The 18,890-nt window shown below is 59.5% G+C and carries 17 protein-coding genes and 1 pseudogene; 6 read left to right on the forward strand and 12 right to left on the reverse strand.

The features are described 5' to 3' along the window. Positions 1-37: 37 nt before the first annotated feature. Together DU29_RS0128185 and DU29_RS0128190 are read right to left on the reverse strand one after the other, a co-directional pair. Positions 38-1,093 carry a permease gene (locus DU29_RS0128185; RefSeq protein ID WP_028624702.1) on the reverse strand — a complete coding sequence of 352 codons (1,056 nt, stop codon included), beginning with the start codon at positions 1,091-1,093 and terminating at the stop codon, positions 38-40. 91 nt (positions 1,094-1,184) lie between these two features. Beyond that, on the reverse strand, positions 1,185-1,859 hold the full coding sequence (locus DU29_RS0128190; RefSeq protein ID WP_028624703.1) for a hypothetical protein: 675 nt from the start codon (positions 1,857-1,859) through the stop codon (positions 1,185-1,187). Positions 1,860-2,495: 636 nt separating this feature from the next. Between DU29_RS0128190 and hemB the strand changes: the two genes are divergently transcribed. Further along, positions 2,496-3,470 carry a porphobilinogen synthase gene (gene hemB, locus DU29_RS0128200; RefSeq protein ID WP_028624704.1) on the forward strand — a complete coding sequence of 325 codons (975 nt, stop codon included), beginning with the start codon at positions 2,496-2,498 and terminating at the stop codon, positions 3,468-3,470. Between the two features lie 30 nt (positions 3,471-3,500). Here hemB and DU29_RS1000000133465 read toward each other — a convergent pair. Together DU29_RS1000000133465 and DU29_RS0128205 are read right to left on the reverse strand one after the other, a co-directional pair. Next, positions 3,501-3,705, reverse strand: a pseudogene (locus tag DU29_RS1000000133465) (FAD-dependent oxidoreductase); the annotation flags it as partial. Between the two features lie 57 nt (positions 3,706-3,762). Continuing rightward, complete coding sequence (locus DU29_RS0128205; protein ID WP_028624705.1) at positions 3,763-5,979, reverse strand: TonB-dependent receptor; 2,217 nt, start codon at positions 5,977-5,979, stop codon at positions 3,763-3,765. 237 nt (positions 5,980-6,216) lie between these two features. On the opposite strand from DU29_RS0128205, the gene DU29_RS0128210 reads away from it, so the two are divergent. Next, entirely contained in the window at positions 6,217-7,311 is a 1,095-nt protein-coding gene (locus tag DU29_RS0128210; protein WP_028624706.1) for a DUF1615 domain-containing protein, read from the forward strand. A 1-nt stretch (position 7,312) separates the two neighbouring features. Here the strand turns inward: DU29_RS0128210 and DU29_RS0128215 are convergent, their stop codons facing one another. The 3 genes from DU29_RS0128215 to DU29_RS0128225 form a co-directional block, all read right to left on the reverse strand. Next, positions 7,313-8,032 carry an anti-sigma factor domain-containing protein gene (locus DU29_RS0128215; RefSeq protein WP_028624707.1) on the reverse strand — a complete coding sequence of 240 codons (720 nt, stop codon included), beginning with the start codon at positions 8,030-8,032 and terminating at the stop codon, positions 7,313-7,315. After that, positions 8,029-8,562: a sigma-70 family RNA polymerase sigma factor gene (locus DU29_RS0128220; RefSeq protein ID WP_028624708.1), complete on the reverse strand. Its 534-nt coding sequence runs from the start codon at positions 8,560-8,562 to the stop codon at positions 8,029-8,031. Before DU29_RS0128220 ends, DU29_RS0128215 begins: the two co-directional genes overlap by 4 nt. Before the next feature lie 115 nt (positions 8,563-8,677). Beyond that, positions 8,678-9,199 carry a DUF3455 domain-containing protein gene (locus DU29_RS0128225; protein ID WP_028624709.1) on the reverse strand — a complete coding sequence of 174 codons (522 nt, stop codon included), beginning with the start codon at positions 9,197-9,199 and terminating at the stop codon, positions 8,678-8,680. Between the two features lie 159 nt (positions 9,200-9,358). Between DU29_RS0128225 and DU29_RS0128230 the strand changes: the two genes are divergently transcribed. After that, entirely contained in the window at positions 9,359-9,982 is a 624-nt protein-coding gene (locus tag DU29_RS0128230) for a glutathione S-transferase N-terminal domain-containing protein (protein ID WP_028624710.1), read from the forward strand. A gap of 465 nt (positions 9,983-10,447) precedes the next feature. After that, the gene (locus DU29_RS1000000133470; RefSeq protein ID WP_028624711.1) at positions 10,448-10,636 is read left to right on the forward strand and encodes a hypothetical protein; all 189 of its coding nucleotides are present in this window, start codon (positions 10,448-10,450) and stop codon (positions 10,634-10,636) included. Positions 10,637-11,122: 486 nt separating this feature from the next. Here the strand turns inward: DU29_RS1000000133470 and DU29_RS0128240 are convergent, their stop codons facing one another. Continuing rightward, positions 11,123-11,563 (reverse strand): CBS domain-containing protein, encoded by a 441-nt coding sequence (locus tag DU29_RS0128240; protein WP_028624712.1) that lies wholly within the window; start codon positions 11,561-11,563, stop codon positions 11,123-11,125. Between the two features lie 289 nt (positions 11,564-11,852). Here DU29_RS0128240 and DU29_RS0128245 point away from each other — a divergent pair, with 289 nt between their 5' ends. Further along, a complete protein-coding gene (locus DU29_RS0128245; RefSeq protein ID WP_152635605.1) occupies positions 11,853-14,213 on the forward strand; it encodes a DNA polymerase II in 2,361 nt (786 codons plus the stop codon). Here the strand turns inward: DU29_RS0128245 and DU29_RS0128250 are convergent. The 3 genes from DU29_RS0128250 to DU29_RS0128260 form a co-directional block, all read right to left on the reverse strand. Next, positions 14,178-14,648 carry a DUF1810 domain-containing protein gene (locus DU29_RS0128250; protein ID WP_028624714.1) on the reverse strand — a complete coding sequence of 157 codons (471 nt, stop codon included), beginning with the start codon at positions 14,646-14,648 and terminating at the stop codon, positions 14,178-14,180. The genes DU29_RS0128245 and DU29_RS0128250 overlap by 36 nt on opposite strands. Positions 14,649-14,678: 30 nt before the next feature. Beyond that, positions 14,679-15,500 (reverse strand): aldo/keto reductase, encoded by an 822-nt coding sequence (locus DU29_RS0128255; protein ID WP_028624715.1) that lies wholly within the window; start codon positions 15,498-15,500, stop codon positions 14,679-14,681. Between the two features lie 297 nt (positions 15,501-15,797). Further along, the gene (locus DU29_RS0128260) at positions 15,798-16,946 is read right to left on the reverse strand and encodes an aldose epimerase family protein (RefSeq protein WP_028624716.1); all 1,149 of its coding nucleotides are present in this window, start codon (positions 16,944-16,946) and stop codon (positions 15,798-15,800) included. Positions 16,947-17,188: 242 nt separating this feature from the next. Here DU29_RS0128260 and DU29_RS0128265 point away from each other — a divergent pair, with 242 nt between their 5' ends. Then, the gene (locus tag DU29_RS0128265; RefSeq protein ID WP_028624717.1) at positions 17,189-17,938 is read left to right on the forward strand and encodes a hypothetical protein; all 750 of its coding nucleotides are present in this window, start codon (positions 17,189-17,191) and stop codon (positions 17,936-17,938) included. A 725-nt stretch (positions 17,939-18,663) separates the two neighbouring features. On the opposite strand, the gene DU29_RS1000000132950 is transcribed toward DU29_RS0128265, so the two are convergent. After that, the coding region (locus DU29_RS1000000132950) for a hypothetical protein (RefSeq protein WP_177326993.1) at positions 18,664-18,890 on the reverse strand (227 nt) is incomplete at its 5' end.

Raw genomic sequence — 18,890 nt, forward strand, 5'->3', positions numbered from 1 at the left:
CGGGCCCGCGACGAGGCCCGTCCATCCCCTGTAAATCCTAAAGCAGCGCCGCTCCGATCAGCCCGCTGACCACGCCGATTCCCATCGTCATCAGCGCCACGCTCAGCAGCACCCGCGCGTCGAAATCCTTGCGCAGCATCAACAGCGACGGCAGGCTGATGCTCGGTAGGGTCATCAGCAACGCGACCGCCGGTGCAGTGCCCATGCCCAGGGTCATCATGGTTTGCACGATAGGGATTTCGGCCGCCGTCGGGATCACAAACAGCGTGCCGACAATCGCCAGAGGAATCAGCCAGAGCAAGCTATTGGCCATGGCTCCGTCGATGTGCGGGAACACCCAGACGCGCACGGCGCCCAGTACCAGCACTGCGAGGATGTATACCGGAATGGTGCTCCAGAACAGCTGCCACAGGGTTTTTGCCCAGCGCGTCAGGAAAGGCTGGGTGTCTTTGACTGTCGCGTTAGTGACCGCTTCGACTGCCGCTTCCGGCAGTGTTTCCGGGCCGGCAATACGCTGAGCCACCAACGACACGCCGAACACCAGCACAATCCCCGCCACCAGACGCAATGCCGTGAAGCCCCAGCCGAGGACGAAGCCCATGAACACCAACGTGGCTGGATTGAGCACCGGATTGCCGATCCAGAACGCCAGCGCCGCGCCCACTGAAACGTTCGAGCGACGCATGCTCGCGGCCACCGGAGCCGCGCAGCATGAGCACATCATCCCCGGCAGGGCGAACAAACCACCGCGCACGGTCGAGGCCACCCCGGCGCGGCCGAACAGGCGCAGCAACCAGTCTCGCGGGATCAGTACTTGCAGCAGGGAACCGAGGATGACCGCCAGCACGGCGGCTTTCCAGATCGCCAGAAAATACACTTTCGCGTAGATCAGGGCGGCAGCCAGCGGGGCGGTCTGGGCGTCGTTGAGTATGGAAGCGCCGATGCTGTGATTATCAGCGGCGACGAACGCCTTCAAATAGTAGGGCGACCACTTGACGTAGTAGAGGCCGATGCAGGCCACCAGTACGAACAAGGCGGGTTTCCACCAGAACGACCAGCCCCGCGAAGGGTTGGCTGTGGTTGAGAGCGACATGGGGAGGATCCGGACAAAGGGAGATGGGCTGCATGATAGCCCAGCCCCTTGGTCGATGCTGGTATTCGCCGGTCGGGTCAACCGGGCGCGATCAGCTTGGGCAGGTTTCCTGACCGTTATCCAGGCCTTGCTGGTAGGTGTGGCTCTGCAGGCTGGCCTTGCCGTTGTGCCACGTCAGAGTAAGCACGTAGAGCGAGTCGAAATCGCTGGAGGCCCAGTCTTCGGTAATGTTCTGCTTTTTGCCAACCGCTTCGCCCGCCACCTTGTTGATCAGTTCAGGCAGGTAGCCGTGCGACCAGGCGGTATAGATCACCGAGTTGTGATACTTGTCTTCCAGCAACTCATCGGCCAGATCACTGGTGTCATTGGCCGAGAATTCGATGTTCACCGGCAGGCCGAGCTTGATGGCGCTGGGGCTGATGGTCATCAAGGGACGAATGTAGCTGTAAGAGTTATCCAGTTCGCCTTCTTCGACATTGCGCGTCGGGTTGGCGGCGAACACGTAATTCGCCTTGCCGAATTTTTCCGGCAGCAGGGTGGCCAGGTCAATGGCGCGGTTCAGGCCTTGGCAATTCAGCTGGCCGAGGCCACCGGCGGGTTTTTCCGCGTGACGCAGAAACACCAGTGTCTGGGTTCCGTCTGCCGGTTGAGCGCGGCTTTCGCTGGACTCCAGCGACAGAAACAAGGCGCTCACGGCCAGCAAGGCTGGCAGCAGGATGTAGGCGCGATGTTTGAAAGGCTTGGCGAATTTCAAAAACTTCATCATTCGATAGATATTCTTCAGCGCAGTCGGTTAAGGCTGACAAACCTCTACACCTTGAGCTTCCAGCATCAGGTGTTTTCCATGTCGTTATGGCCATTGCGTTTATTAACGGGCAATGCTCAGAGTCCTCGAGGCCCGTTTGGTTCGGTCACCGTCGAGTGCGCAGCACTGTAGCCGCGACCCGGTCGGGATTGGGGTAAAGGTTATCGACAGGATGTTGCGGTTTGAAGTCTGCGAGTGTTTGCAGTGCAAGATCACGACCATTGGCCGAAGATCCTCGATCTTGCTCGGGTCCGTCGGGTCATGTTTCAGATGGGTGACATCGGTCCGGTGGACGGGCAGACCGCTTTCAGCGACCGCGCTAGAACCCTGTAGCAGCTGCCGAGCCTGCGAGGCTGCGTCAGGCCGCGCAGCGGTCGCCAGCTGCAATGACGTTTAGCTGAAACCCATTGGGCGGATGACGACCGTTGCACGGCCGGACGCAGCCTCGCAGGCTCGGCAGCTGCTACAGGGATCGGGGATTATTGCTGATGGTGTAAGGGTTTTTTCCCGTTCGGGGTTTGTGCCCGACGCCGCACAAGGCCTAAGCTTTCGCCCCCTACGACTTTCGTCCAATCCGCCGTTTTTGCAGGAATGCCCATGTCCAGCCAGTTCCCCGAAGCACGTCCCCGCCGTCTGCGCCGCAATGCGAGCCTGCGCAACCTGTTCCAGGAAACCGAATTCAGCGTGAGCGACCTGGTGCTGCCGATATTCGTCGAGGAAGAAATCGACGATTTTGTGCCGATCAACAGCATGCCCGGGGTGATGCGTATCCCGGAGTCGAAACTGGCCGGCGAGATCGAGCGCTATGCGCGGGCCGGGATCAAATCGGTGATGACCTTCGGCGTGTCCCATCATCTGGACAGTAGCGGCAGCGACACCTGGAGCGACAACGGTCTGGTCTCGCGCATGTCGCGGATCGCCAAGGATGCGGTGCCGGAAATGATTGTGATGTCCGACACCTGTTTCTGCGAATACACCGACCATGGGCACTGCGGTGTGCTGCACAACCACGAAGTCGACAACGACCAGACCCTGATCAATCTGGGCAAGCAAGCCGTCGCCGCCGCCCGGGCCGGTGCTGACGTGATAGCCCCGTCGGCCGCCATGGACGGGCAGGTTCGGGCGATCCGCAAGGCACTTGATGAGGCCGGTTTCAATCAAATCCCGATCATGGCCTATTCGACCAAATTCGCCTCGGCGCTCTACGGCCCGTTTCGTGAAGCCGGCGGCAGTGCGCTCAAGGGCGACCGCAAAAGCTATCAGATGAACCCGATGAACCGCCGCGAAGCCGTCCGCGAATCGTTGCTGGACGAGCAGGAAGGCGCCGACGCCTTGATGGTCAAACCGGCCGGCGCGTACCTCGACATCATCCGCGACATCCGCGAAGTGTCGCGCCTGCCATTGGCGGCTTATCAGGTGAGTGGCGAGTACGCAATGATCAAGTTCGGTGCGCAAGCCGGAGCGATTGATGAGGATCGCGTGGTCCGCGAAAGCCTCGGCGCGATCAAACGCGCGGGCGCGGATCTGATTTTCACCTACTTCGCGATGGACTTGGCGTTGGCGGGGATCTAAGCCACACGTTGATTTGATAGAGCTTTGGGATCAGGTGAAAAACGGCCGAATCCCGTGCGCCCGGAAATACCGTTCGGTCACTTTCGGATCGGAGCACGTCTCGGCAATAGCCACATAGGTGTCTGGACGCAACAGGTAAAAGCCGTTGCGCCAGGCCTGCCGCTTCGAACGCGGAGCGCCAGCCGAACACCTGCAAGAGCAAATGATGTTCAGCGCACCAGGCGATCATCTCTTCGCGGAAAAAGGCCTCGCAGCGGAGAAGCTGCGGGGCCTTTTCGGTAAGTGGTGCGGATCAGAAGTCGATGCTGCCCGACAGCTTCGCCACGCGCGGTTCGCCTTGGGTCAGGTAACCGCCCTGAGCCGATTCCCAGTATTTTTTGTTGGCGAGGTTTTCCACGCCGAAGCGCAGCGTCACATCTTTTTCCTGAACCTTGAAGGCATAACGAGCGCCGGCGTCGAAACGGTTCCAGGTGGGCAGGCTCAGGTTGTTGGCGGCGTCGGCGTATTGCCCGCCAGTACGCAACATGCGGCCATTCAAAGCAACGCCTTGCAGGCCTGGCACATCCCAGTCAACGGAGGCGTTGAACTGGAAGGTCGGCACGCCGATCGCGTCGTTGCCGTCATTGAGGCCACCGGCGGTGTTCTTCAGTTCGGTGTCGATCAGGGTCAGGCCGCTGATCAGGCGCAGGCCGCTGAGCGGTTCGCCGAAGACGTTGAGCTCGACGCCTTTGTTGACCTGTTCGCCTTCGCGCACGTAACGCGCGGTGGTGGCATCAATGATCTCGGTGTAGCCGTCACTCGGCTGCTCGATACGGAATACCCCGAGGCTCGCGCCGTAGGTGCCCATGTCGATCTTGACCCCGGCTTCAAGCTGCTTGGAACGCGCCGGTGCATACACTTCGTTGCCATTGACCACCACGCGGCTGAGCGCCGACGTAGGAGAGGTCGGCCCCTGCGCCAGACCTTCGATGCGGTTGGCATAGAACGACACGGTTTCCCACGGTTTGTACACGATGCCGTAGACCGGCGTGGTGATCGCTTCATCGTAGGAGGAAGTACGACTGCCGGACCCCTCCGGCGCGTAACCATAACCTTGCACCACCAACTGCTGGCGACGCAGGCCAACGGTCACCAGCAGGCGATCATCGAAGAAACCGAGCGTGTCGGATACCGCAACGCTGCGATTGAACGTTTTGCCGACGATACCCGGATCGTTGAGGTCGCCGCCGGCGAAGTTACCGACCGGCGAAGGCGTGTCCACCGGGTGGTAGATGTTGTTCGAATAACGGGTCAGGTCGAAATCGTAGGCGCTGCGTTGTTCGGTCCAGATCCCGGCAAGGCCGAAATTGAGTTTATGGCTGACAGGGCCGGTGTTGAATTTGCCGTTGAGTCCGCCCATCACGCTTTTGTTGTCTTCGTCGTGAGGGATGAACGAGCCGGTCGTCACCGAACCGCCGTCATTACCCACTAGCGTCGTCGAGTTGTAGCGACCGACTTCGCGAGTGTGCTTGGCGCCGCCGGCAATGTAGGCGGTCCAGCTGTCGTTCAGGTCATATTCGGCGCGCAGCATGCCGAAGGTGTCTTCGATTTCAGTGAAACCCCATTTGGGCGCGTAGTTGGTGTCGGCCGATGGCGCATCCGGGATGTGCGTGGCGTTGCCGACGTTGACGCTGTTGCGACCGGCGTTGATCCGCTGTTTCTGGTAGGCGAAATCGCCGGACACGCGCAGGGCATCGCCGCGGTAGTCGAGGCCGAGGGCGAACAGTTTGGAACGCTGGTTTTCTTTGTCGATGGCAGTATCGCCTTCGCGTTGTGCGAGGTTGACCCGAGCGCCGAAACGGTTGTCTTCACCGAAGCGCTGGCCGAGATCCAGGTGTTGGCCGATTCGTCCTTCGTCGCTGATGTCGGTGGTAAAGCGGCGCAACGGCTCATCGCCGGCGCGCTTGGGTTGCAGGTTGACGCCACCGCCGATGCCGGAGCCGGTCGGCGTCACCCCGTTGATGAAAGCGTTGGGGCCTTTGAACACTTCCACGCGCTCGAGGGCGTCGGTGGAAATGATCTGTCGCGGTAGTACGCCGTACAGCCCGTTGTAGGAAATATCGTCGCCGTTCAATGGCAGGCCGCGGATCATGAAGACCTGTGCCTGGTTGGAGAAACCGCTGGCCTGACGCACCGAAGCATCGTTGAGCAGCACATCGGCGATGTCTTCGGCCTGTTGATCCTGAATCAGCTGCTCGGTGTAGGAGGCCATGCTGAACGGCACGTCCATGATGTCCTGGTTACCCAGCACACCCATCTGCCCGCCGCGCGCCACTTGACCACCGGCGAAGGGCGGCGGCAAGTCCGAGGCTGTCGGGGCTTGCGCATTGACGTTGACGTCGCCCAGCACCAGCGCCTTGTCGCCGTTGTTGGTAGTATCGGGCGCAGCGTGGACAGTCACGGACAACGAGCAGAGCAGGGCGAGAAGTGTCGGGCGAAAAGGAACGCCAATGCGGCCTGGAGTAATCATGTTTCGTACCTGCGGCACGCCGCTAGTGAGGTAAGAATGGCGGGCGCCGAGAACTCCTTGCGCAAATACGACTCCAGGCGCGAATGATAGTTTTTCTCAGTAACGTCGCGCAATGGATTTGTCGGATTGGTCTGTGGGAAATGTCTGGCGGGAACGGGGAGGGGCGGCGACAGTCATAGCCTGCGCCATGCCATTGATCGTATGGTGACCTCGCCTCAACGGTTTTGATGGAGCACCATGCAAGCCAATCGATTGATCATAAGCGTCGCTGCCCTGCTGATTCTGGCCGGTTGCGGCACTCAGCGCGTGCAGGAACCACCGGCGCGCAAGCCCGCCGAGGTCAAGGCGGAAATCATGCGCCTGCTGCCGGCGAAAACTGCCGACCGTCAAGGTTGGGCCACGGACATCTACGTCGCTTTTGCCACGCAGGATATTTACCCGTCAACGCAAAACCTGTGTTCGGTATTGGCTGTCACCGAGCAGGAATCGACCTTTCAGGTCGATCCACCAGTGCCGGGGCTGGGCAAGATCGCTCGCGAAGAGATCAACCGCCGGGCTGCGAAAGTGCACATCCCCAGCCTGTTGGTGAGCGGCGCGTTGCAAGTGCGTTCGAGCAATGGCAAAAGCTACAGCGAGCGCCTCAATGCTGCGCGCAGCGAAAAGGAACTCAGCGCCATTTTTGACGATTTCATCGGCATGGTGCCCATGGGGCGCACTTTGTTCGGTGGCTTCAACCCGGTGCACACCGGCGGCCCGATGCAGGTGAGCATCGACTTTGCCGAGGCGCAGTCGCGCGATTACCCGTACACGGTGGACGGCTCGATTCGACGTGAAGTGTTCAGCCGACGCGGCGGCATGTATTTCGGCATCGCGCATTTGCTTGGCTACCCAGTGAGCTATCAGCAACCGCTCTACCGTTTCGCCGATTTCAACGCCGGCTGGTACGCCAGTCGCAATGCGGCCTTTCAGAACGCGGTAAGCAGAGCTTCGGGCATACCCTTGGCGCTGGACGGCGATCTGGTTCGCTACGATTCAATCATGCCGGGCACTACCGAACTGGCGGTGCGAACCCTGGGCAAACAGTTGGGCATGCGCAATCCGACCCTCCGCGATCAACTGGAAAAAGGCAAAAGCCTGGAGTTTGAAGAGACTGAACTCTATGAACAGGTTTTCAAATTGGCCGAGCAAGCCGAAGGCCGAACGTTGCCGCGTGCGGTGCTGCCGGGGATCGTTCTGCAGAGCCCGAAAATCACGCGCAAGCTGACCACGGCGTGGTTTGCCAAACGGGTAGATGAGCGTTATCAGCGGTGCATGAAGCGGGCGGGGCGCTGAATCAGATTACCTTCACCGCGCGGCCGATGGCCTGAATCGGGCCGGTTGGTTTGCCGGTCGGTGAGCCAGTGGGGTTTTCCAGCGTTAACTCGAATAGCTGATCCGCTTGCAGCGGCGGCAATTTGTCCAGCGGCACGGTAAGCGTTTGGCCGGGTTTGACCAGACCGAGCGAAACCGGTCCTTGCCAGTCCGTACCCTTGGTCCAGAACTCCAGTGCCTTGTCCGCCGGAACTTCAAACGCACCCAGCGGGATCAGCTGGATTTCCCTCGAGTCGCTCGCCTGAATCACCCAGCCCGGCGCCTTGTCCTGCGGCGCGACCAGCACCACAAGGTACGTCGGTTTGACCGTGGTCTGCGTCAACATCAGAGCACCCAGCAACAAAGTCGCGGCCAGACCCGCACCGGCGAGTCCTCGCCAAAGCGGTAGCAGATTCCACCAGGATGGAGAAGCTACGGTCGCGGCTGCCGGTGCACGGTTGAAACCGTGCACGCTGCGCTCGATACGCTGCCAGAGGTGAGGGGAGGGTGTCTGCGGCTCGGCCAGTTCGGTCAGGCCGAGCAAGCGCCGCTCCCAGGTGTCGACGGCGCTGCGCAATCGGCTGTCGTCGGCAAGGCGCTGTTGCACCTCGATACGCCGTTGCGCCGAGAGCGTGCCCAATACGTATTCGCTGGCGAGTTCGTCGAGTTCTTCCGGTGTTTCATTCGTCGGTCCGGTAATCATCCCATGCACTCCCGCAATGCCGTCAGGCTCCGCTTGATCCAGGCTTTGACGGTGCCCAGCGGGGTGCCGAGTTTGTTTGCAATCTCGGCGTGGGAATAACCGTCGACGTAGGCATGCACAATGCAGCTGCGTCGCGCCGGCTCCAGTTGCTCCAGACACCCATGAATGCGTGAAGAATGCACCTGGGCATCAAAGCTTTCCGTGTGATCCTGCTCATGCTCGGCAACCTCGCCATACACCTCGCGGCTGTTGTCGCGCAGAAAATTAAGCGCCAGGTGCCGGGTCACGGTGAACATCCAGCCGCGCGCCGATCCCCGTGACGGGTCAAAACGTGCAGCGCCTGCCCAGATTTTCAGGAAGGCGTCGTGCACGATGTCTTCGGCCAGCGCCGTGTCGCGCACCAGACGCTTGGCCACTCCCAACAAGCGTGGGCTCTCTTGCACATACAAATCCCGCAAGGCCTGGCGCTCCCCGCGTGCGCAAGCTGCCAAACGGTCTTCGTAATCAAAGTTTGATTCAGGCAAGGACACAGAGCTCAGCCGTCAGAAATGGATACCCATGCAATCTAGCAAACAATTCCGTAAATGTCGGAGCGAAGGTGTGTGTCAGCCGATACGCGCACGGCTGACACAACACCTCATGGCATCAAGACTGCGACCAGAAAATATAGTCAGCCTGATACTTCACCACTTCTTGCTTGCCCTTGTTGGCCGCCGTGCACTCGGCACTTGGCGCCACGCCGCCCTTGAGCGCGACGCGCTGGATGTAACTCACGCCGGTCATCGCGCCTTTGCCTTCGGCAGGATTGGCCTTGACCAACTGATACGGCAGATTGCCGGCGCTCGACGGCGCCACGGCCAGTTGCGTGCCGGTCACTTTCGAACCGTCTTTGGCCTGCCATGTGGCGGGCGGGCCGAAGTAGGTGCCAACCTGTTTGCCGCTGCGATCATTGAGCACTGCTTTGGGACCGACAAATACCCATTCGGTCTGGCCGGCCGCGTTCGCCTTGTCACGGCATTCGTAAGTGATTTCGCCGACGCCGGTGGTTTCCATCGAGACTTTGTGGCCATCGGGCACTTTGATGGTGTCGGGCAGGCTGGTCTGGGCGTAGGCTGCCGGGATGGCGGCAAACAGACCGGCGAGGCAAATCAGTTGTCTGGCGTTCATGATGTTTTCTCCGAAAGTGGGTAACCCGCTCGGCAGCATCAGGGGCTGCTACTGGTACTACCCGTCGGATCGCGATTTGGATGCAGTGCGAAAAAAAGAAATTTTTCGGCAGGCCCACAGTCAGCTGCTACAACGTCAGGATCGTCATTGGAGGTGTTTATGTACCAACTTTATGGGCACCAGAATTCCGGCGCCGCCGCGATTGAAGCCGCACTTGAGCTGTGTGAGATTCCTTATCGCTTCATCGACGTCGAATCATCTCCAGAATCGGCGACTGCGCTGGAAAAGCTCAATCCGCTCAAGCAGATTCCGACGCTGCAATTGCTTGACGGCAGCATTCTCACCGAGAGCGCGGCGATCCTGATCCACCTTGGCCTAGCGTTCCCAAAATCACATTTGCTGCCCAAAGAGACTACCGAGCGCGATCAGGCGATTCGTGGCCTGGCCTTTATCGTCAGCAATTGCTACGCCGCGATCGGCGTCATCGATTACCCGGAGCGCTGGCTGGCTGAGGCGGATCAGGCGTCCATGGATAATTTGATGGCTGGCGCGCGCACTCGATTGCACTGGAGTTGGGAGGTGTTTGCCGATCAGTTTTCGGGCGAATTATATTTGGGCGATGAGACGCCGGGCGCGCTGGACGTGTTGGCGGCGGTGGTCAGCCGGTGGGCGGGGAGTCGTGAGCATCTGCGCAATGCGCGGCCGGGGTTTTTCGCCTGGCTGGAGCGAATCGACCGGCACCCGACCCTGGCACCGGTGTTTGCGCGGCATTGGCCGGTTTAATTCAGCCAACTATGGCTATGTCTGGGTACTTAATGCCGGGTACATATCCATTTCTGCGGTAATGGCTTCAATTTGTTTCGCTTTTACAGCGAGTCACTTGGAGAAGCACCAAGTAACCAAGTGCTCTTGCCCCTGACGTCCGGTGGCTCGCTAGTGCTCGCCATGCCTTCGCTCCGGTCCTGCTCCGTGGGCCCGGCGCGATCGGCCATCCTTGGCCGTGCGCGCCTAACCCGGCATCCTTGCCGGGTTGCCCACTGCGCAGAACCTGCGCTCAGCCTCCCGACGGTGCGCTAACCGCCACAGCCGCCGAGGCGGCCTGATAGCCGACCTGGCTCGTGGGAGTTGCGCCACATCTACGCAGCAGCACAAAACGCTTGTAGCAGCTGGCGAAGCCTGCGTTCGGCTCGGGCCGCGATCGGACGAAGCAGTCGTAAAATCACGGGGCGCGGTTTAATAGATAACCGCATGCTCGGCATCGACGACGACGACGACGACGACGACGACGACGAGACGAAACGAGACGACGACTGCTGGGCAGCCGGACGCAGGCTTCGCCAGCTGCTACAGGGATTTGCTGGCGTAACCTGCGCAGCCAGGTCGGCTATCAGGCCGCCTCGGCAGGCTGTGGCGGTAAGCGCACCGTCGGGAGGCTGAGTGGAGGTTCTGCGCAGTGGGCAACCCGGCAAGGATGCCGGGTTAGCTGCCCCCGGCCATGGATGGCCGATGGCAGCGGGCCCACGAAGCAGGACCGGAGCGAAGGCATGGCGAGCCGAAGCGAGCCACCGGACGTCAGGGGCAAGAGCGTTTGGTTACTTGGCGCTCTTCCAAGTGACCCGCTGTAAGAGCGGAACCCATAGCAGCCATCACCCTAAAACCGGATATGTACACCCTCAAAACCTACGTCGCCTGTCATAAAGCCTTCGCGAGCAAGCCTCGCTCAGGTGATCGCATATCAAGTGCAGGAGCGCTTGCTCATGTAAGCGGCAGGTCAGTCAACATCGTAATCGACCAATCGACCAATCGACCAATCGACCAATCGACCAATCGACCAATCGACCAATCGACCAATCGACCAATCAACCAATCAACCAATCAACCAATCAACCAATCAACCGCCTACGCAATCAAGCCGTCCTCCCGCTATTCACCCCGAATATACTGCTCCAGCTGCTGAATCAACTCCGCCTGCTCGGCAATCGCTTCCTTCACCAAATCGCCAATCGACAGCAAACCAATCAGCTTCCCATTCTCCACCACCGGCAAATGCCGCAGGCGTTTGTCGGACATGATGCTCAGGCAGGTGTCGACGGTTTGGTGGGTGTCCACCGTGATCACCGGCGAGACCATGATGTCGCGCACCGGCGTACCCACTGAAGAGCGGCCATGCAGCACCAGTTTGCGGGCGTAATCGCGCTCGCTGATGATTCCCAACACCTCTTCATTTTCAACCACCAGCAAAGCGCCGACATTTTTCTCGGCCATCTTCATCAGCGCTTCGAGCACCATGTGATCGGGTTTGATCTGGTGCACTTCCTGATTTTTTTGATCTTTCAACTTGAGCAGTTGGGCGACGGTTTTCATGGTGGTTACTCTGGTGTTGTCGTTGTTCCTGAAGAATCGTAGACGCTGGCCCGCAGAGCAAGGCGCAAAGCGGCAGATAATGCGCAAAAAACGTCATTTACCGTTTTTTCAACGCCAATTGCAGGAGCCAGCCTGCTGGCGATGACGGCGACCAATGAAAATCTTTCCGACTGAACACCGCGTCACCACCACGCCCATGCCCTCATCAATCGCATTCATGTCGCAATACGCAGTCTCAACCGCGATGACAGGTACAATCACCGCCTGATTCAAACTCGAGGTTGCAGTGGTGGATTTACAGCGGGGCTTCGTCCTGACGCGGCATTGGCGCGATACCCCGGCCGGCACCGAAGTCGAATTCTGGCTGGCGACCGACAACGGTGCCCAACGGGTTCGTCTGCCGCATCAGCCGTCGGTGGCGTTTATTCCGGCGGTTCAGCGCGAACAGGCCGAATTGCTGGTACGAGATGAAAAAAACGTCGAACTGCGCCCGTTGGCTTTGCAGGATTTCGAGCATCGCCCGGTGCTCGGTCTTTATTGCCAGCAGCACGGCCAGTTGATGCGCCTGGAAACGGCGTTGCGCAAGGCCGGCGTCGAAGTCTTCGAAGCCGACGTGCGCCCGCCGGAACGCTACATGATGGAGCGGTTCATCACTGCGCCGGTGATCTTCGGCGGCACGCCCGATGCCGATGGCCTGCTGCGCGACGCGCAGATGAAGCCCGATCCAGATTACCGCCCGGCGCTGAAACTGGTGTCTCTGGACATCGAAACCACCGCGCGCGGCGAGTTGTATTGCATTGGCCTGGAAGGCTGCGGCGAGCGTCAGGTGTATATGCTCGGGCCGCCCAACGGTGACCACAGCGCGGTGGACTTTCAGCTCGAATACTGCGACTCCCGCACCGTCTTGCTGAAAAAGCTCAACGAATGGTTCGCCCGCTTTGATCCCGACGCGATCATCGGCTGGAATGTCGTGCAATTCGATCTGCGCGTGCTTCACGAGCACGCGCGACGCCTGGGTGTGCCGCTGAAACTGGGGCGCGGCGGTGAGGAAATGCAGTGGCGCGAACACGGCAGCGGCAATCATTACTTTGCCTCGGCGGCGGGTCGGCTGATCATCGACGGCATCGAAGCCCTGCGCTCGGCGACCTGGAGCTTTGCGTCCTTCAGCCTGGAAAACGTTGCGCAAACGCTGCTGGGTGAAGGCAAGGCGATCAACAATCCGTATCAGCGCATGGACGAAATCAACCGCATGTTCGCCGAGGACAAACCGGCGCTGGCCAAGTACAACCTCAAGGACTGCGAGCTGGTCACGCAGATTTTCGCCAGGACCGAGTTGCTGACCTTTCTGCTGGAACGCGCCAGTGTCACCGGTTTGCCGGCGGACCGCAGCGGCGGATCGGTGGCAGCGTTCACGCATTTGTACATGCCGCTGATGCACCGGCAGGGGTTCGTAGCGCCCAATCTTGGCAGCAAACCCGCTGAGGCAAGCCCGGGCGGTTTTGTCATGGACTCGCAGCCGGGCCTCTACGAATCGGTCTTGGTGCTCGATTACAAGAGCCTTTACCCGTCGATCATCCGCACCTTTCTGATCGACCCGGTGGGCCTGATCGAAGGCCTCAAGCATCCCGCTGATGAGGAGTCGGTTGCAGGCTTTCGTGGCGCACGCTTCTCCCGCAGCCGACATTGTTTGCCCGCCATCGTTGCGCGGGTTGCCGAAGGTCGCGAAACCGCCAAGCGCGAGCACAACGCACCGCTGTCCCAGGCATTGAAGATCATCATGAATGCCTTCTACGGCGTGCTCGGCTCCAGCGGTTGCCGGTTTTTCGACACGCGGCTGGCGTCGTCGATCACCCTGCGCGGCCACGAAATCATGCTGCGCACCCGCCAATTGATCGAAGCCCAGGGCCACACGGTGATCTACGGCGATACCGACTCGACGTTCGTCTGGCTGCGTCGTGCCCACGGGCAGGAAGAGGCCGCGCAGATCGGCCGCGCGCTGGTGGACCACGTCAACCAGTGGTGGCGTGAACATGTGCAGCAGGAATACGGGCTGGACAGTGCGCTGGAGCTGCAATTCGAGACCCACTACAAACGCTTTCTGATGCCGACCATTCGTGGCGCCGAGGAGGGCAGCAAAAAGCGCTACGCCGGGCTGGTCACCCGCGCCGACGGCAGCGATGAAATGGTCTACAAAGGTCTGGAGACGGTGCGCACAGACTGGTCGCCGCTCGCCCGGCAATTTCAACAGGAACTGTATTTACGCATCTTCCAGCGCAAGTCGTATCAGGAGTACGTGCGCGATTACGTGCGCAAGACCCTGGCGGGGGAGTTCGATGATCGTTTGATTTACCGCAAGCGCCTGCGCCGCGCCCTCGACGATTACCAACGCAATGTGCCGCCCCACGTGCGCGCTGCGCGTCTTGCCGACGAGTTCAATGAACGGCAGGGCCGACCTCGGCAATATCAGAACGGCGGCTGGATCAGTTACGTGATCACCGTGGCCGGGCCTGAGCCGCTGGAAATCCGCACGGCGCCGATCGATTACGATCATTACGTGACGCGGCAATTACAGCCGGTAGCGGACGCGATTCTGCCGTTCGTGGACGACGACTTCTCAACCCTGATTGGGGGGCAACTGGGCCTTTTTTAAGTCCAGCAGTGACAACGTCCAGTCGTCAGGGATGCTGTGGAAATACTGTTTGAGCGCTTGCTTGAACAGCGCAGGATCGGCGGCGACTTGCGCGAACAGCGTCATCGAAGAGCGAAATTTCAGGTCGTCGGGATGACCGAAAATATCAGCGGCGGACCGTTGTTTGACGTTCAATACCAACTGCGTGCAGGCGCGCAGACGCTTTCCGAGCAGTGGGTGTTCGAGGTAGGCCACTGCTTCGTCGGCCGACTGGATGGCAAAATAGCGCGACATCTCGCTGCCGCCAAGCCCGGCCAGTTGCGGAAAGATGAACCACATCCAGTGCCGGCGTTTTTCTCCGGCTTTGAGTTCTTCCTCGACTTTTCCGAACACCGGGTCCTGCGCATGGATAAAGCGCTGCAGATTGAAAGAATCCTGTAGATCGGTGCTTCTCATGCAGAAGCCCTCTGACAAAACGGCATTGGCTCAGACCATGGCCAGGCGCTGTTTGGTTTGCGGCGCACGAAATGCCTGGTCCAGCGCCTCCAGGTCCCCGGGTTGAAGTTGTAATTGTGCCGCTTGTGCATTTAGACGCACATGTTCCGGCCGAACGGCTTTAGGAATGGCGATGACGCCTTCCTGCCGCAGAATCCACGCCAGCGCTACTTGCGCGGGGGTTGCGTCGTGTCGGGTGGCGATATTTTTCAGTGTCGCGTGAGCGAGCATCTGGCCGCCCTGGCCGATGGGACAATACGCCATGAGCGGCATTTGCTGATTCTGCTGCCACGGCAGCAGGTCGAATTCGATGCCACGTTCTTCGAGTTTGTAGAGAACCTGATTGGTCGCGCAGGCCGGATTGGCCAGTTCCTGCAGGTCATCGACGTCAAAATTGGACACGCCCCAGCGGCCGATCTTGCCTTCATCGCGCAAGCGTTCGAACGCCTCGACCGTTTCTTCAAGGGGATACTGGCCGCGCCAGTGCAGCAGGTACAAATCGATGTATTCGGTGCCGAGCCGTCGCAAGCTGCGCTCGCAGGCCTGCGGTATGCCATTGCGGCTGGCGTTGTGCGGATAAACCTTGCTGACCAGAAAGACCTTGTCGCGTTGACCACTGATGGCTTCGCCGACCACTTCCTCGGCGCCGCCCTCTGCGTACATTTCAGCGCTGTCGATCAGCGTCATGCCCAGCTCGATGCCTTGGCGCAGCGCCGCGATTTCGTCTTTGCGCCGTGAGTCGTCTTCGCCCATGCGCCAGGTGCCTTGGCCGATGACCGGCACATGGACGCCGGCCAGTTCGAGGGTTCGCATCAAAACCTCCTAGCAGGAAACCGATTGATACTAAGATGGGCAGCAAAATCGCCCGGTGGTTCCCTTGCAGAAGCGCCAGCGCCCCCGACCGGCGCACCCCCGATCAAGATAGTTGCGCAGCCCGTAGCAGCTGCAGAGCCCGCGAGGCTGCGTCCGGCTGCGCAGCAGTCGTAACTTCTGCACGCGAGGTTTCACTGCCACACCGCGTTGTGGCTTTGGCGACTGCTTCGCAGCCGGACGCAGCCTCGCGGGCTCGGCAGCTGCTACAGGTGTGCGCGTTTAGAGAGGTGTGCGCGTTTAGAGGGTCGAGAATTTCAACACGGTGGATTGTGTGTAGGTTTTGCCCGGGTCCAGGCGTGTAGACGGGAAGTCCGGCTGATTCGGCGAGTCGGGATAGTGTTGGGTTTCCAGAGTGAAGGCGCTCCAGTGGGCGTAGGTTTTGCCCGCCTTGCCCTTGACCGAACCGTCGAGGAAGTTGCTGGTGTAGAACTGCACGCCGGGCTCGGTGGTGTACAGCTGCAAGCGCCGACCGGATTGCGGGTCGCTGACATCTGCGGCGAGTTTGCCAATGTCACCCTTGGCGTCCAGCACCCAGTTGAAGTCGAAACCACCCTGTTTCGGTTCGGCAAATTTCAGCTGCGGGTGATCGGCCTTGATGTGTGTGCCGATCGCCGTGGGTTTAGTGAAATCCATCGGCGTGCCGGCTACCGGTGCCAGTTCACCGGTAGGAATCAGTTTGCCGGTGACGGGCGTGTAACGGCTGGCGTGCAAGGTCGCGACCTGCTGCAGAACATCGCCGTTGCCCGCGCCTGCCAGGTTGAAGTAACTGTGATTGGTCAGGTTCAGCACCGTCGGTTTGTCGGTAGATGCCTTGTAATCGATGCGCAGCTCGTTGTTCTCGGTCAGGCTGTACGTGACCTCGGTTTTCAGATTGCCAGGGAAGCCCATTTGCCCGTCCGCCGACAGGTACGTCAGGGTCACGCCAACTGAATCCTTATCCTTGGCGGGCTCCGCCTTCCAGACATGTTTGTCAAACCCCTGAGCGCCACCGTGCAATGAATTGGTGCCGTCGTTGAGAGGCACCTGATAACGCTTGCCGTCCAGTTCAAACGCGCCATTGGCCAGGCGATTGCCAAAGCGGCCGATGGTAGCGCCGAAGAACGCGGTGCCGGCCTGATAGCCGTGCACATCATCGAATCCAAGCACCACGTCTTCGATTTTGCCGTGTTTGTCCGGCACTTTCAGCGACTGCAAAATGCCGCCGTAGGTGATGACGGTGGCCTCCATCCCGTGGCTGTTACGCAGGATGTATTGCTCGACCGGCGTGCCGTCATCGGTTTTGCCGAAAGCTTTATGTTCGCTGGTCAGGCCGTTGGCCTGGGTCGAGAGAGTGGCAATCATCAGGGACAATCCTAAGCCGTAAAGCGAGGGACGAAATATAAGCATGCTGACCATCCTTTTTGTTTTTGTGATTTATTAGTCATACCAATGATCTGTGCTTTTGATCACGGCTTAGATATATAGCCTATTGAGCTTGGTTTTCAATTATAAAGTATGACTAATTAGCGGCAGGTCACAGGCGAGTCGCGTTATGGACCGTCGGTACTGCACTTTTTCATCTTTCACGGCTCTATCCTTGGCCAGCCCGCGGCGATCCCCGCCGCCGGCCCATGCCAAGTTCATAATCCATGGTTCGAGTTTCACCCCTCATTTCTGCGCATCTACGCCGCCTCAGCTTGCTGTTCGTCGTCCTGTCGACGTTGTTAACGGCCGGCTGCAGCCACCGCGACGGCCAGGGCATCATCACTCAGTTCCGCGAAGGTAAACCCCAGGAGTTCCTGCAAACCAGCGTTGACCGCATGGCGACCCTGGCGATGCGCGATAACCTGGACAGCCTGTATTTGCTGATGAGCAAGCTGTACCTGCGCAATCCGCAGGAGTTGAAAAAATCCGGTTTTCTCGACGCGCGCACGGCGGAAAAGCAGGTGCGCATGGCCATCGAACAGCAGCAGCCGCTGCCGACGTTGGGCGGCAAAAAGGACCTGGCAGCGCTGAGTTTCGCCATGAGCCCGGAGTTTCTCGGCGACCGGGTCGGGGCGTTCATCTATGCGATTGGCAGCATGTTGGTGACGGCCCATGGCAATCGTGTCGAGTTCTATATGACTGATGCGATCAATCCGACGTTCGTCAACAACGCTGCGCGCAACATTGAGAAAGCCACGTGGATTCTCAGCCAGCGGCAGAACAAGCAGGGTGAACCGTTGTTGTTTTCCAATGAGATTTCGGAGGAGGGCAGCAACCTGAGTTTTGCGGTGGAGTTCGGCAAGATCGTGGCGCGCCTGGATTTGCTCACGCAGATGCTGGATGAGCGTTATCGGCGGATTGGCTTGAATTATGCGCAGAGTTTGTTGTTTTTGAATTTTTTGCCGGTGCAGTGAGGCGGGGGTTGCCTGAGTCTTCGTCGGTATGGCCCGCTTGGTTTCGCTGATGTCTTCAGTCGCCGTATGAGTGAAGCTTGCACGCGGAGGCGGAGTGGCGTTTAGCTGGATTCTCGAGAATTTACTCGATCCCCTGTAGGAGCTGGCTTGCCAGCGATGGCTATGTCTTGGGCGGTTAGATTTTGCTGGTGTACATATCCGTTATTGCGGTCAGGGCTGCTATCGGTTTCGCCCTTACGGCGAGTTACTTGGAAAAGCACCAAGTAACCAAGTGCTCTTGCCCCTGACGTCCGGTGGCTCGCTAATGCTCGCCATGCCTTCGCTCCGGTCCTGCTCCGTGGGCCCGCCGCGATCGGCCATCCTTGGCCGTGCGCGCCTAACCCGGCATCCATGCCGGGTTGCCCACTGCGCAGAACCTCCACTCAGCCTCCCGACGGGGCGCTAACCGCCACAGCCGCCGAGGCGGCCTACCGGCCGGCCTGGCTGCGCAGGTTGCGCGGCTCGTCGCACGTCGCCCGCAGCTCGTTCCCACGCTCCGCGTGGGAATGCATCCCGTGACGCTCCGCGTCCCAGTAGCGCACGGCGGCAGTTTCGCGTCGACTTCGGACCGAGGAGCGTCCCTGGCGGCATTCCCACGCGGAGCGTGGGAATGATCATCAACGGGGCGGTAATCCGGGGTTTTGTTTTGTTTTGTTTTGCTTTGCTTTGCTTTGCTTTGCTTTGCTTCAGATCTTGATCTTGATCTTGATCTTGATCTTGATCTTGATCTTGATCTTGATCTTGATCTTGATCTTGATCTTGATCTTGATCTTGATCTTGATCTTGATCTTGATCTTGATCTTGATCTTGATCTTGATCTTGATCTTGATCTTGATCTTGATCTTGATCTTGATCTTGATCTTGATCTTGATCTTGATCTTGATCTTGATCTTGATCTTGATCTTGATCTTGA

It is taken from the genome of Pseudomonas sp. Ant30-3, assembly GCF_000690905.1.
GTDB lineage: Bacteria > Pseudomonadota > Gammaproteobacteria > Pseudomonadales > Pseudomonadaceae > Aquipseudomonas.

Bases quoted from the DNA above. Each gene is read 5' to 3' on its own strand.
- DU29_RS0128185 (WP_028624702.1), bottom strand. From the start codon at position 1,093: ATGTCGCTCTCAACCACAGCCAACCCTTCGCGGGGCTGGTCGTTCTGG.
- DU29_RS0128190 (WP_028624703.1), bottom strand. From the start codon at position 1,859: ATGATGAAGTTTTTGAAATTCGCCAAGCCTTTCAAACATCGCGCCTAC.
- hemB (WP_028624704.1), top strand. From the start codon at position 2,496: ATGTCCAGCCAGTTCCCCGAAGCACGTCCCCGCCGTCTGCGCCGCAAT.
- DU29_RS0128205 (WP_028624705.1), bottom strand. From the start codon at position 5,979: ATGATTACTCCAGGCCGCATTGGCGTTCCTTTTCGCCCGACACTTCTC.
- DU29_RS0128210 (WP_028624706.1), top strand. From the start codon at position 6,217: ATGCAAGCCAATCGATTGATCATAAGCGTCGCTGCCCTGCTGATTCTG.
- DU29_RS0128215 (WP_028624707.1), bottom strand. From the start codon at position 8,032: ATGATTACCGGACCGACGAATGAAACACCGGAAGAACTCGACGAACTC.
- DU29_RS0128225 (WP_028624709.1), bottom strand. From the start codon at position 9,199: ATGAACGCCAGACAACTGATTTGCCTCGCCGGTCTGTTTGCCGCCATC.
- DU29_RS0128230 (WP_028624710.1), top strand. From the start codon at position 9,359: ATGTACCAACTTTATGGGCACCAGAATTCCGGCGCCGCCGCGATTGAA.
- DU29_RS1000000133470 (WP_028624711.1), top strand. From the start codon at position 10,448: ATGCTCGGCATCGACGACGACGACGACGACGACGACGACGACGAGACG.
- DU29_RS0128240 (WP_028624712.1), bottom strand. From the start codon at position 11,563: ATGAAAACCGTCGCCCAACTGCTCAAGTTGAAAGATCAAAAAAATCAG.
- DU29_RS0128250 (WP_028624714.1), bottom strand. From the start codon at position 14,648: ATGAGAAGCACCGATCTACAGGATTCTTTCAATCTGCAGCGCTTTATC.
- DU29_RS0128255 (WP_028624715.1), bottom strand. From the start codon at position 15,500: ATGCGAACCCTCGAACTGGCCGGCGTCCATGTGCCGGTCATCGGCCAA.
- DU29_RS0128260 (WP_028624716.1), bottom strand. From the start codon at position 16,946: ATGCTTATATTTCGTCCCTCGCTTTACGGCTTAGGATTGTCCCTGATG.
- DU29_RS0128265 (WP_028624717.1), top strand. From the start codon at position 17,189: ATGGTTCGAGTTTCACCCCTCATTTCTGCGCATCTACGCCGCCTCAGC.